The sequence below is a fragment of the Micromonospora sp. LA-10 genome (assembly GCF_051853095.1).
GTDB lineage: Bacteria > Actinomycetota > Actinomycetes > Mycobacteriales > Micromonosporaceae > Micromonospora > Micromonospora echinospora_A.
Window position 1 is genome coordinate 3,394,900 of the sequence record NZ_CP195710.1, and the last position, 12,648, is coordinate 3,407,547.

The 12,648-nt window shown below is 73.5% G+C and carries 13 protein-coding genes; 3 read left to right on the forward strand and 10 right to left on the reverse strand.

Going from position 1 to position 12,648, the window contains the following annotated elements:
- The first annotated feature begins 86 nt into the window (after positions 1-86).
- Complete coding sequence (locus tag ACSDG8_RS16020) at positions 87-1,001, forward strand: NADP-dependent oxidoreductase (RefSeq protein ID WP_210892597.1); 915 nt, start codon at positions 87-89, stop codon at positions 999-1,001.
- On the opposite strand, the gene ACSDG8_RS16025 is transcribed toward ACSDG8_RS16020, so the two are convergent.
- From ACSDG8_RS16025 to ACSDG8_RS16060, 8 genes are all read right to left on the reverse strand, one after another.
- Complete coding sequence (locus ACSDG8_RS16025; RefSeq protein WP_439427002.1) at positions 983-4,159, reverse strand: helicase HerA domain-containing protein; 3,177 nt, start codon at positions 4,157-4,159, stop codon at positions 983-985. The two genes, ACSDG8_RS16020 and ACSDG8_RS16025, sit on opposite strands and share 19 nt — an antisense overlap.
- On the reverse strand, positions 4,159-4,812 hold the full coding sequence (locus tag ACSDG8_RS16030; RefSeq protein ID WP_210892588.1) for a hypothetical protein: 654 nt from the start codon (positions 4,810-4,812) through the stop codon (positions 4,159-4,161). The genes ACSDG8_RS16025 and ACSDG8_RS16030 overlap by 1 nt, the downstream gene beginning before the upstream one ends.
- Entirely contained in the window at positions 4,799-5,791 is a 993-nt protein-coding gene (locus ACSDG8_RS16035) for an endonuclease domain-containing protein (protein WP_210892586.1), read from the reverse strand. Before ACSDG8_RS16035 ends, ACSDG8_RS16030 begins: the two co-directional genes overlap by 14 nt.
- A gap of 111 nt (positions 5,792-5,902) precedes the next feature.
- Complete coding sequence (locus ACSDG8_RS16040; RefSeq protein WP_210892584.1) at positions 5,903-6,697, reverse strand: ABC transporter permease; 795 nt, start codon at positions 6,695-6,697, stop codon at positions 5,903-5,905.
- Positions 6,694-7,599 carry an ABC transporter ATP-binding protein gene (locus tag ACSDG8_RS16045; RefSeq protein WP_210892582.1) on the reverse strand — a complete coding sequence of 302 codons (906 nt, stop codon included), beginning with the start codon at positions 7,597-7,599 and terminating at the stop codon, positions 6,694-6,696. The genes ACSDG8_RS16040 and ACSDG8_RS16045 overlap by 4 nt, the downstream gene beginning before the upstream one ends.
- Positions 7,596-7,967 carry a hypothetical protein gene (locus tag ACSDG8_RS16050; protein WP_210892579.1) on the reverse strand — a complete coding sequence of 124 codons (372 nt, stop codon included), beginning with the start codon at positions 7,965-7,967 and terminating at the stop codon, positions 7,596-7,598. Before ACSDG8_RS16050 ends, ACSDG8_RS16045 begins: the two co-directional genes overlap by 4 nt.
- Entirely contained in the window at positions 7,967-8,569 is a 603-nt protein-coding gene (locus ACSDG8_RS16055) for a helix-turn-helix domain-containing protein (RefSeq protein ID WP_210892969.1), read from the reverse strand. The genes ACSDG8_RS16050 and ACSDG8_RS16055 overlap by 1 nt, the downstream gene beginning before the upstream one ends.
- Before the next feature lie 77 nt (positions 8,570-8,646).
- Positions 8,647-9,108 (reverse strand): MarR family winged helix-turn-helix transcriptional regulator, encoded by a 462-nt coding sequence (locus ACSDG8_RS16060; RefSeq protein ID WP_210892576.1) that lies wholly within the window; start codon positions 9,106-9,108, stop codon positions 8,647-8,649.
- Positions 9,109-9,201: 93 nt separating this feature from the next.
- Between ACSDG8_RS16060 and ACSDG8_RS16065 the strand changes: the two genes are divergently transcribed.
- Positions 9,202-10,293 (forward strand): epoxide hydrolase family protein, encoded by a 1,092-nt coding sequence (locus ACSDG8_RS16065; RefSeq protein WP_210892574.1) that lies wholly within the window; start codon positions 9,202-9,204, stop codon positions 10,291-10,293.
- Positions 10,294-10,532: 239 nt separating this feature from the next.
- On the opposite strand, the gene ACSDG8_RS16070 is transcribed toward ACSDG8_RS16065, so the two are convergent.
- Both ACSDG8_RS16070 and ACSDG8_RS16075 read right to left on the reverse strand, forming a co-directional pair.
- The gene (locus tag ACSDG8_RS16070) at positions 10,533-10,997 is read right to left on the reverse strand and encodes a DIP1984 family protein (RefSeq protein WP_210892572.1); all 465 of its coding nucleotides are present in this window, start codon (positions 10,995-10,997) and stop codon (positions 10,533-10,535) included.
- A 94-nt stretch (positions 10,998-11,091) separates the two neighbouring features.
- Positions 11,092-11,577, reverse strand: a complete 486-nt coding sequence (locus ACSDG8_RS16075; protein WP_210892570.1) for a carboxymuconolactone decarboxylase family protein — start codon at positions 11,575-11,577, stop codon at positions 11,092-11,094.
- A 167-nt stretch (positions 11,578-11,744) separates the two neighbouring features.
- Here ACSDG8_RS16075 and ACSDG8_RS16080 point away from each other — a divergent pair, with 167 nt between their 5' ends.
- On the forward strand, positions 11,745-12,626 hold the full coding sequence (locus tag ACSDG8_RS16080) for an RNA polymerase sigma-70 factor (protein ID WP_210892568.1): 882 nt from the start codon (positions 11,745-11,747) through the stop codon (positions 12,624-12,626).
- Positions 12,627-12,648: the final 22 nt, after the last annotated feature.

Consider the following 12,648-nt stretch of genomic DNA (forward strand, 5'->3'; position numbering starts at 1 on the left):
ACGCACTCCGAAGTGCGTACTTCCCGAAAGAAAGTTACCCCTCCATCGTGGAGCACGGCATACCGCACGAACAAGGAGACAGAACCATGGGTACGCGTACCTTCCGCGCCGCCGTCGTCCGCAACCCGGGCGGACCGGACTCCATCGAGATCATCGACGTTCCGCAGCGCGAGCCGGGGCCCGGCGAGGTCCGGGTGGACGTCGCGGCGGCACCGGTCAACCCGGCCGACCTCGGCGTCGTCGGCGGCTTCTTCCACTCGCTGGGGCTCATCCACCAGCCGCACCACACCGGCCTGGGCTGGGACTTCGCCGGTGTCGTCGCCGCAGCTGGTCCCGCCGTCGACCTCGCCGTGGGCACCCGGGTCGCCGGACTCGTCGGCGGGTTCGACCGCGACTACGGCACCTACGCCGAGCAGCTCGTCGTATCCGTGGCCGACCTGGCGGTCGTACCCGATGACCTGGATCTGGTGGCGGCGGCGACGGTGCCGCTCAACGGCCAGACCGCGGCGCAGATCGTCGACCTGCTCGGCGACCCGCCGGCCGGCGGGCGGCTGCTGGTCACCGGGGCGGCCGGCGCGGTGGGCGGCTACGTCGTGCCGCTCGCCCGGGACCGGGGATGGCGGGTGACCGGCCTGGCGCGGGCCGGGGACGAGAAGTTCGTCCGCGGGCTCGGCGCCGACTTCACCACCGCGGCCGAGCCGGGCTGGGACGCGGTTGCCGACGCCGCGGGCTGGCAGGACCAGGGACTCGCGCTGGTCGGTGACGGCGGCGTGTTCGTCGGCGTACGGCCGAACGCCGAGCCGGCCGCCGAACGCGGCGTCACGGTGCGCGCGGTCGACGTGCGCCCCGACGGGGTACGCCTGGCCGACCTGCTCGCCCGCACCGCCGCCGGTGAGCTGCCCGCGCGGGTACACGAGGTGCTGCCGCTGGACCGGGTGGCGGACGCGCACCGGGCGGTGGCCGAGGGCGGGGTACGCGGACGCTACGTGCTGCGCCCCTGACCGCCGCGAGCGCGGTCCAGCACCTCCTCGACGGTGAGCGGGCTGCGCGGGTGGTGGGTCAGCGACAGCGGGGTCCGGATCTTGCGGGGCGCCGCGCCCTCGGCGGCGAGGTAGAACTCGCCGACGGTCAGGCGGGAGATGTCCGGCACGTCGCCGCCCTTGGCCCGGGCCATCTCGCGAGCCGCCTCGATCTGGACGGGGCTGTTCATCAGGCCGTACAGCTGGGTCGCCGCGTTGCCCGGGATGCGGTTGTGCAGGCTCTTCGGCGCCTGGGTGGCGAAGATCAGCCCGAGTCCGTACTTGCGGGCCTGGGCGGCGAGCGCCAGCGTGCTCTGGGTGCACGCGGTCATCGCGCCGGACGGGGCGAACGTCTGCGCCTCGTCCATGATGAGCAGCCCGAGCAGCGGCCGGTCCCCGGCCGGGTTCTTCTTGATCCAGGCGAACAGCGCCATCTGGAGCTGGTTGACGAAGCTCTGCCGTACGTCGTCGGACGGCAGACCGACCAGGCTGACGACCGAGACGCGGGCCCGCCTGCCGGGTGCGGGGGTGAGCAGCACGCCGGGGTCCATCGGCGTGCCCTCGCCCCCGAACAGCGGGTCGTTCACCATGGCGGCGGTCAGGGTCTGTGCCAGGCTGAGGCCGATCTTGTCGGCGTCGTCCAGGTCGATGATCCCGTCCGGCAGGTCGGCGAGCGTGTCGACGAGGCCCTGCAGGCGGGAACCGCCACGCCGGCCGTAGTGCTCGACGGCCTTGCGCAGCACGGCCAGCCCGAGGTGGGCCCGGGTGGCCCGGCCGGTGACCATGGCACGCGGCGCGAGGGCCGCGACGGCCGCCTCGACGGCCTCGCCGAACTCGTCCGGGTCGTCGCGTACGCCGGTGAAGTCGGGCAGCGGCTGGAAGCTCAGCGGGCGGCCCGAGTTGCGGCGCGGTGTCCAGACCACGACGTCGGTGTGGGCAAGGTAGTCCCGGGCCCGCTCCGCGTCACCCGGGCGCCACTGCGCGGGCGGCTCGGGCCATCCCTCGCCGAGCCGCGCGAGGTCGTTGTTCGGGTCGAGCACGATGGCGGAGACGCCCGCCAGGGCGCACTCCTCGACGATGCGGCGGATGAGGACGGTCTTGCCGGAGCCGGACCCGGCGAAGATCGTGGTGTGCTTGCGCAGCGCTTCGAGCGCCAACGGCACGGGCACCCCGTCGTCGTACCCGTGCCCGACGACGAACGCCGGGTCGGTCACGGCTGCGGGCGCGGTGGCCACCGGGGTCGGCTCGGCCGCCGCCTCGGTCGGTTCCGGCGGCGATCCGCCGTCGATGGTCCAGCGATCCACGTCGGCCAGCGCGTGCTGGAGGAACTTCAGCTCCCGGGTCGGCCGGCGCTCGGCCAGCCAGCCCTGCAGATCCATGGGGGCCTCGGCGAGCATGACCCGCAGGGCGCAGAGGACGCGCAGGTCTTCGTCGTCGATGCCGAGCGTCTGGCCGCCCGCCTCGGTGAACGCCCCCACCGCCCTGCTGGTGGCCGCGCTGGTCGACCAGGCGCGGTTGCGCAGCAGGAACAGCTTGCGTCGGCCCGAACCGGTGTCGAGGGCGGCGGCCACCGACGCCTTGCGGAGCCGGGCCAGCGCGGCGTTGCCGTGGTGGTCGTCGCCGATCGCCCGGAAACACCAGTGCACCTGGTCCTCGGTGCGCTCGTCGAGCGTGAGCCGCAGCCGGGCGTGCAGCGGCGGGTCGGTGCTCGGGGGCGGGTCGACGCTGAACGCCTCGCCCGCGTCGCCCCGCTCCAGGATCCAGGCGGTGAGCCCGGCGGCGAGCAGCGGCGGCATCGCCTCGTCCTCGGACGACCGCCGGAGCGGACCGCTGACGTCGGCGGCCTCCCGCAGCTCGGCGAACCGGGCGTCGTAGCGGTCCACCTCCTCGCCGGTGGCGGCCGTCGGGGCGGGGCGGGGCGCCCGGGGTTCGGCGGTGGGCGGCTCGCCGAGCGTGGTCATCTCCCAGGCCTCGTCGGCGGCGAGGCATTCGCGGATGTGCCTGTCGATCTCGATGAGCAGCTGCCGCGGGGTGAACGCCCCGGCCTCGGCGAAGGCGCGCGGGGACACCGGCCACGACGGGTACGGCGGGACGAAACCCGCCTCCCGGTAGCGGATTGTGAACCGCTTCTCGATGATCGCCCGGGCCAGGTCGGCGTCGTCGATGCGACGCAGCGGCGGCGTCTCCCGGAACCGGTCGGCCACCGTGTCGGCGGCGGTGGACTTGATGATGGTCCACGAGTTCGGGATGCAGGCGAGGACGGTGAGCGTGCGGCGGGTCGTCTGCCGCAGCGCCATCAGGCCGTCCGCCATCCGGGCCAGCATCAGCGCCTGCTCGGGGCTCATGTCGGCGGCGCCGGCCAGGGCCGGGTCGCTCTGGATCGCCAACTGGGCGATGAGCGTGTCGACCTGGTCGATCGCCACCACCGACGGGCCGGTGAGGGCGAGCAGCCAGGAGAGGTCCTGCACGATCTGCTGGGCCGGGCGCGGGACGCGACGCATGCCCCAGGCCGCGCGTTCCCCGGCAACCACCTCCTCACCGGAGAGGAAGTAGTTCTCCGCGATGTCGCGGTGGCCGATGTCCTCGGAGGCGCTCAACGCGAGCGCACGCGCCGTCTCCTGGCAGGTGCGGGCCGCGTGCCTGTCGAAGTCGCCGAGCCCGTCCAGGAAGGCGTCCAGCGCCGCGCGGGTCAGTTGGGTGTCGCCCATGACGGCCCGGCGCGCCGTCCGGGGCGCGCCCACCAGCGCGGACAGGCGCCGAAGCAGCAGTTTGAGCTGCGTCTCGCGACTACCGGGCACCGGCCGCGACAGGCCGTCGAGCATCGCGGCGAGCACGCCGTCCCAGAAGCCACCGGCGTCGAGCAGGCCGACCAGGAAGAAGTAGCCGTTCCGCTCCTGCACCTGCTGGCGGATCACGCCCAGCAGGTGGGTCTTGCCGGATCCGCGCTGACCCTGAACCACCAGGCCGAGCGGGCTGCCGTGCGGGTTCGACGCAGCCTCGTCCACCCCGGCGAGCACCTCCCGGACGACCGGGATGTGCAGGCCGTCGACGTGGAAGGGCAACGGGCGCCACACGTCGTCGGGCACCGGTGCCCAGTCGAACCGCAGGGCGGCCAGCGCGTTCCGTTCCGCCTCGTTCATCACACGCCGATCGCCAGCAGGTGGTTGTCCTGCCCGCCGAGGCGCAGCGCAGCCTTGACGTCCGCCTCGGTGAGCGTCTTCTGGTTCGACTCCGGCGCGATGGTGACGCCCTCGGAGCGACTGAGCCGGCGCAGCGCCTCGTCCACGTCGTCGCGGGGCACGTCGGCGAAGAACGGCCGCAGTCGGCGCAGGCTCACCCAGGCGCCGGGCTCGTCGGCGAGCGCCCGGTACGCGCTGACCACACGCGCGGTCAGCGATCCGGACGGCTCGGAGGGCGACGAGTCGGCCGACGCGCGCACGTCGGTGAGCGCGAAGAGTTCGGCGAGGGTCGCGCAGCCGCTGCGTGCCAGGACCCGGTCGCGAAGGTGCGCCTGCAACGCAGTGAGGGCGGCGCCGAGCGCGCTCGCCCCGCGCAGCGTGAAGTCGAGGTCGCTCTGCATCCGTACCCAGCCCTTGTCGTCCAGTTGCAGGGCGTACGTCGGCCCGCTCTTGCGGCTGGCCACGTAGTGCAGGCGGGTGAGCTTGTCGCGCTGCGGCTTGCGTACGACCAGGCCGTAGCGGTCCCGCAGTTCGGTGCTCAGCACCTCCCGCGCCTCGGCCATGAGCACCACGAGGATCGCGCTCTCGGATGCGGTCAGGTCATCGCCGGCCATGATGCCGTCCTTCCGCCAGGTCTCGGCGACGTGCCCGCAGATACGTGCCGATCTGCTGGACCACGGTGCCGACGTCGTGGACTACTCGGGCGTTCGTGAAGCGCAGGACGGCGTAGCCGTCCAGTTGCAGCTGGACGTCGCGTTGCCGGTCGGCCTCGAAACGGACCGGGCGGCAGTGCTCCGGGCCGTCGATCTCCACCACGCACCGCTCGTCCGGCCACACTAGATCCAGTCGCACCGGCGCGGAAAGGCGGTTCGACTGGTAGCTCTGGTTCCATCTCCGTCCGGCCGCCCAGCTCTGAGCCGCGAGCGCCGCCTCCAGCCTCTTCTCCGCGTCGCTGCCCGGATGGGGCCGGCCCGCCACCGGCACGTGACCGCCGGGCACGGTCGCGGGTGCGACGCGGAACACCGGCAGCCCCTCCAGCCCGGCCGGACCCGCCCCGGCCAGCCAGACCGCCGGGCCGCCGTGCTGCACGAGCCACGCGGCGCCGGCCGCGACCACTGCGGCGTCGCCGGTGACCGGCCCGACGAGCAGCACCACCTTCCGCCGGCCGAACGCGGCGGCGACGAGACGCGCCAGCGCGGCCGCGCTGGCGCGTAGCGGGAGCGTTCTGGTGGCGGGGCGTCGCCCGGTCACCGCGAAGACGGCCAGATCGGTCAGGAACGAGCCGGGGTAGCGGTCCCGGCGGGCAAGGGCGGCGGCCGCGGCCCGCACGGCCGCGAGCCCGGAGGTGTCCGGGCGGACGCCGTGCGCGGCCTCCGGGAGCCAGGCCGGCAGCAGTTCGACGGCTACCTGCTCGAGCCGGTCCAGCGCGGCGCGCGCGAAGTCCGCCGGCATGGCGTACGCCGAGGCCGGATGGTGCACGACGGCGGCCAGCTCCGCGTGATCGCGGGCGATCGCCATGGCCACCGCGCCGGTGTCCGCGCCGGGCAGGGCGAGAACACGGTCGGTCGGAAGATCGGCGAGGACCGGGTCCATGCAGCGTCGACCCTCCCCCACCGTCGACCCCGGACGTCGGAGGACCAGAGTACGAATCGTCTTCGGTCCACGCCAGCCCTGATACGCCGGACGGCTACCGTGCGGCGACGCTCAGGTGATGTCGCGGCGCATCGGGACGACCACGGCGATCGCGGCGGCGGCGAGCGCGTACCCGGTCAACAACAACGCGCCGACCGCCGGTGGCAGGAGCGCGACGGCGTCACTGCCGAGCTGCTCGGACATCGCGTCGGCGACGTACGTGAAGTCGGTGAGTGCGGCGGTGGCGCCGCCGGGCAGGAGCGGGTAGAGCGCGTTGACGCCGGGGATCATCATCAGCACGGGCTCGGCCAGGTACAGGTAGCCGACCACGACGCACACGGCAGCGACCTGGTTGCGGAGCAGCGCGCCCACGCCGGTGCCGACGAGCAGGTACACCGCCATCGCGACGCCGATGCGGGCGAGCAGCGCCAGCACTGTGGGAGCGGGCAGGCCCAGCGACACGCCACGCGCGGCGGCGACTGTGAACAGGGCGACCGCGGCGGACCCGGCCAGGGCGATCCCGTAGCCGAGGCCGACGATCGCGTGGGTGGCGAGTTTGGCGGCGAGCACCCGCCCTCGGCGCGGCGCGAACATGAACGTGACGGCGGCGGTGCCGTGCCGGTACTCGGACGTGGCCGCGAGGGCCCCGGCGGCGGCCGGCACGAAGGCGGTGAAACCGAGGAGGCCGAGGATGGACCGCAGGCCCTCCTCGGTGTGCAGGCCGGGCATCGGCGGGTCGAAGTTCTCCGGTCCGACGATCGCCATGAGCCCGACCAGGCCGCCGCCGAGCGCGACGGCGGCGATCAGCAGCCCGGTCCACATGCGGGTGGCCAGCACCCGGCGTAGTTCCGCTCTGAGCAGGTTCATCGGGCCTCCGCCGGGTCGGTGGTCAGGTCGAGGAAGAGCTGTTCGAGGCTTGTGGACTCGGTGACCAGCTCGTGGATCCGCAGCCGGTGGTCCGCGGCCAGGTCGGCGACGCGCGGCGCGTCCAGTCCGCGTACCCGCAGTCGGCCGGGCCCGGCCGGTTCGACGGACCCGGCGCCCGCCGTCAGGGCGGCGGCCAGGTCGGTGGCGTCCGGCGAGGTGACGAGCACCGTCGGCGGCCCGGTGAGCCGGGCCCACGGCCCGGCGGCGACGAGTTCACCGCGCCGGATCACCACCACGTCGTCGACCACCTGCTGGACCTCGTGCAGGACGTGGCTGGAGACGAGCACGGTGCGGCCCTCGTCGGCGAGCCGGCGCAGCAGTCCGCGCAGCCACGACATGCCTTCCGGGTCCAGGCCGTTCGAGGGTTCGTCGAGCAGCAGGACGCGGGGGTCGCCGAGCAGCGCCGTGGCGAGGCTGAGCCGCTGGCGCATGCCGGTGGAGAACTCCCGGGTACGACGGTCGGCGGCCTGCGCGAGGCCCAGCAGGTCCAGCAGTTCCGCGACGCGACTGCCCGGGCAGCCGGCCATCGCGGCGTAGACGCCCAGGTGGTCACGGGCGGTGTGGCCGGGGTGGAACGCGTTGCCGTCGAACACCGCGCCGACGGTCCGCGACGGCTGGGCCAGCCGGCCGTACGGCTGCCCGCCGATCGTGGCGGCGCCGCTGGTCGGCGTCACCAGCCCGGTCAGCATGCGCATCGTGGTGGTCTTGCCGGCGCCGTTCGGGCCGAGAAAGCCGGTGACCGCGCCGGGTCGTACGGTGAACGTCAGGTCGCGAACGGCGGTGACGTCGCCGTAGCGTTTGGTCAGGCCCGACGCCTCGATCGCCAGTCGGTCGCCGGTCATGGCCGGCTCCTCGTCGCACGCCCGATGGTCTCGGCGAGGCGCGACGCGGCCGGGTCGGAGACGACGACCTCGTCGAACTCCCCGCCGGCCGCCGCGCGGTCCAGCACCAGGTGCAGACCGGGCTGACCGCGCCGGGCCGCCACGAGCTGCCGGGGGCCGCCGAAGATGCCCCAGACGCCGACCTTGGCGAAGCCGGACACCGTGTACCCGCGCCGGGCGCCCCGGGCGAGCCGGATCGGCTCGTCCACCGGGGCGGCGTGCCGCACGGCGGCCAGGCGCAGCGCGAACCGCTCCCGGCCGACCCACATTCGTTCCCATCCGGTGAACCGGATGTCGATCACGTCGCCGTCGAACGTTACCGAGGCCATCAGTTGTCGCCCTTCGTCGTGTCGGAGTCGTGCGCTGACGTGTGCGTGTGCGCGTCGCCCGGGGTCGCCGGGCGCTCGGCGGGCATCAGGACGGTCGCCAGCAGCCGGGGGATCCGTCCGTCGCCGGGGCCTCTGGCGAGCAACGGGCCGACCAGCGCGTTGAGCCCGGCCGCGAACTCGTGCAGCTCGGCGTCGGTCAGGTGCAGGACGAGCTGCTGGTATCCGACGCCGTCGGCGACGAAGTCGACGGACTCCCGGGCGAGGTAGCGGGAGAACTCCGACAGCAGACTCGACACGAACGCGGTGAAGTAGCGCGCGTGGTCCTCCGGCGTCGCCGCCGCCAGGGCTGCGGGGTCCAGCGCCGCGCCGTGCGCGGGTAGCGCGTACACCCGCTCGACGGCCCCGCGGACCTTGCGCTCCTGCACCACGTCGAGCATCCCGGTCTTCACGAGCGTCGCCAGGTGCCGGTAGAGGGTGGCCTGCGGGACGTCGGGCAACAGCTCGACCAGGTCGTGCGTGGTCACCCGGGCACCGGCGACCGCACGCAGGATGCGGATCCGCACCGGGTGCAGCGCGATCTCCGCCCACCGTTCCATCGACATCGTCACGCCGCAGACGTTATCACTATCGAGAACGATAATGGTAGGCGGTGAATGAGGACTGTGCCGGAGAGCAGTCGTCAGGCGGGCGGGCGGGTGTGGTGGGCCAGCACCCGGGCCAGCAGCCGGGTCAGGTCCGCGCGCTCGTCCGGCGACAGTGGCGCGAGCAGTTCGTCCTGCACGGCGGCGAGTCGCTTCTCCAGTCGCCGCAACTGCCGCCGCCCGGCAGCGGTGATGGTGACGACGTTGCGCCGCCGGTCGGCCGGGTCCGGGGCGCGGACGACGAACTCCCGCTCGGCGAGTTCGTTGAGCGCTGCCACCACGTCGCTGACGTGGATGCCGCTGCGCCTACCGAGCGCCGCCTGGCTGGCCGGGCCGAACTCGTCGAGCGTGGCGAGCAGCCGGAAGTGGTAACCGCGCGCGTCGGCCGCCGCCAGCCCGTCGGCGACCAGCCGGCCGGCGCGTACGGCGGTCTGGGTGATCAGCCAGCTCGGCAGGGCGGCCAGGCGGGTCGGTACGAGGTCCGGCTCCGGGGTCTCCACGTGCCCAGCCTAACCGGAAACGTTGGCGTCCCCAATGATCTGCGCTACCGTTGGCCGCCCCAACGTTTGTGCCACCAACGAAGGACGGCAGCCGTGATCGAACCGTTCCATGTCCACGTCCCCCAGGCCGACCTCGACGACCTGGCCGACCGCCTCGCCCGCACCCGCTGGCCCGACGAACTACCAGGCGCCGGATGGGACTACGGCATCCCGCTGGCCCGGGTACGCGAGCTGGCCGAGCGCTGGCGCACCACGTACGACTGGCGGGCGGCCGAAGCCGAACTGAACCGGTATCCGCAGTTCACCACCACCATCGACGGGCAGAACATCCACTTCCTGCACGTACGGGCCACCGACCCGGACGCGCTGCCGCTGATCCTCACCCACGGCTGGCCCGGCTCGATCGTGGAGTTCCTCGACGTGCTCGGCCCGCTGTCCGAGCAGTTCCACCTGGTCGTACCGTCGATCCCGGGATTCGGCTTCTCCGGCCCGACCCGGGAGCGCGGCTGGGACGTCGGCCGGGTCGCCCGCGCCTGGGCCGAGCTGATGCGCCGGCTCGGCTACCGGCGGTACGGCGCCCAGGGCGGCGACTGGGGCTCGGTGATCTCCACCCGGCTCGGCGGCGTCGACCCGGAGCACGTCGTCGGCGTGCACCTCAACTACCTGCCCACGCCCCCACCGCCCGGCTGGACCGGGGAGGCCGCCCTGTCCGACGACGACCGTGACCGGCTCGCCCGGATCATGCGGCTCAAGACGCAGCGACACCCGCACCAGGTGCTCTACGCCAGCCGTCCGCAGACCGTCTCGTACGCGCTGCACGACTCGCCCGTCGGGCAGCTCGCGTGGATCGCCGAGAAGTTCACCGAGTGGACCGACCCGCGCTCCGCGGTCGGCGTGGATCGCATCCTCACCGACGTCTCGGTCTACTGGTTCACCGGCACCGCCGCGTCGTCGGCACGGCTGGTGCGGGAGAGCGCGTTCGGTGGCCCGCCCGCGCCCTGCCCGCCGCCGATCGGGGTGGCCGTGTTCGCGCACGACATCACCCGGTCCGTCCGCCCGATCGCCGAACTGACGTACACGATCCGGCAGTGGAGCGAGTTCGACCGGGGCGGCCACTTCGCCGCGCTGGAAGTGCCGGACCTGTTCGTCGACGACGTCCGGTCGTTCTTCTGGAACCTGCGATGAACCTGCGATGACGGGACGAGTCGCGGAAGTCCCCTGTCCCACCCTCACCGTCGTGGATCTGCACCTGGTGGTGTGCCGTGCCCTGTGCGCCGTCACGCGTGTCCCGTGCTGGGCATGCGTTGTGTGCTGGGGAGTCGAACCCCGGCGCCTGCCCTCGGCGCACCAGGAGGTGAGCCGGATTGCCCGCCGGCTCTCGGGGGTGTGCACGCCTCCACGTCGGCTACCTGCTCCGCGACTCGTCAGTCCAGCAGATCGACCTCCCAGTTCGTCCGCTGGATCGTGGTGTCCACCTCGCGGATCTGCCGGGCCAGCTCGTCGGCCTGCCGGCGCAGCTCCGACACCGGCAACGCCGGGACCATCTTCAGCTCCGACCGGAGCTGTCGGTAGCCGCGCTGGCCTTCACCGGAGGCGGCGTCCGCGGCCGCGGTAACCACGCCGTGCCGCAGACGCAGCACGTCGCGCCGCGCGAGCGCGTCGGTCAGGGTGCCACCGTCCACCACGGTGGCGGCGTTCGTACGGTTGATCCGCCGGATCAGCGTCTCCAGCTCACCGAGCACCCCGGCCGCCTCCACGAGCAGGGCCGAGGCGTCCTCGGCGGGCGTCTCGCCCTCCTGGTAGCGGGCGCTCGCGGTGATGCGGACACGGAGCTGTTCGGCGCGTCGCGCCGCTTCCGCCCGCAGCGCAAGGGCCTCCGCAATCTTCATGGCGAGCAGTATGGCCACAAGGGATCACCGGTGTCGCCGCGTTTTCCGGCGGCGGTCCGGACCGGACGACCGGGTCGGACCGCCGCCGCGGCGCTCAGCTCATGGCCGCCGCGAACATCCCCGGCTCGTACGAGCCGCCGCGCTGGTGCACGAGCACCGCGAACCGGTTCGCCGCGTTGATCAGCCCGAGCAGGCAGACGAGCGCGGCGATCTGGTCGTCGTCGTAGTGCTCCCGCACCCGTGCCCACGTCTCGTCGGACACCCCCTGGTGCGCGTCGGCCAGCCGGGTGCCCTCCTCGGCGAACGCCAGCGCCGCGCGCTCGGCCTCGGTGAAGACTGTCGACTCGCGCCAGGCGGCGACCAGGTTCAGCCGGACCGCGCTCTCGCCCCCGGCCACCGCCTCCTTGGTGTGCATGTCGATGCACCAGCCGCAGCCGTTGATCTGGCTGGCCCGCAGCGACACCAGCTCCTGGACGGTGCGGGGCAGCGACGACTGGTGGATCACCATGCCCGCGCCGGCGAAACGCTTCATGAACGTGGCCGAGACCGCGTTCTCGAACAGGTTGAATCGGGTCTGCATCGGTTGCGACCTCTCTGCTTCGGTGGTGTCGGACGAACACGAGATGCCGGAGACGCCGCGCACGTGACGCCGGACCGGGGTGACGAACGCCGCAGCGACCCGATGTCACACGGCGATGACGGGCGGCGTCTGGTGGGGAGCGCAGCCGGACAACGGAGGAGCCAGCCATGGCGGACCAGGCCACCGAGGACTTCCTCGCGCACCGCAACCTGCTCTTCACGGTCGCGTACGAGATGCTCGGCTCGGCCGCCGACGCGGAGGACGTGGTGCAGGAGACCTGGCTGCGCTGGGCCGGCGTCGACCTCGGCGAGGTGCGGGACCGGCGCGCCTACCTGGTCCGGATCACCACCCGGCAGGCGCTGTCCCGGCTGCGCACGCTCGGGCGGCGCAAGGAGTCGTACGTCGGGTCGTGGCTGCCCGAGCCGCTGCTCACCGCGCCCGACGTGGCAGACGACGTGGCGCTGGCCGACAGCGTGTCGATGGCGATGCTGCTGGTCCTGGAGACGTTGACGCCGACCGAGCGGGCCGTGTTCGTGCTGCGGGAGGTGTTCGACGTCGGCTACGACGAGATCGCCGAGACGGTCGAGCGGACTCCGGTCGCCGTGCGGCAGATCGCGCACCGGGCGCGCGCCCACGTCGCGGCGCGCCGGCCCCGGCGTACCGTCTCGGCGGCCGAGGCCCGCGACGCGCTCGACGCGTTCCGGCGGGCCGTCGAGACCGGCGACCTGGACGCGCTGCTCCGCGTCCTGGCCCCGGACGCGGTCCTGGTGGGCGACGGCGGCGGCATCAAGCAGGCGCTGGCCCGTCCGGTCACCGGCGGCGACAAGGTGGCCCGGCTGCTCGCGGGCGGCTGGCGCCGGATCGCGGCCGTGGCGTCGATGGAGCCGGCGCAGGTCAACGGCTACCCGGCGCTGCTGGTACGCCTCGACGGCGAGCTGGACACCGTCGTCGCGGTACGCCTCGACGACGGCCGGATCAGCGGCCTCTACGCGGTGCGCAACCCGGAGAAGCTGTCCCGCATGACCCGGGAAACCACACTGCGCCGGTGAGCGGGAAGCCGCCGGCGCACGG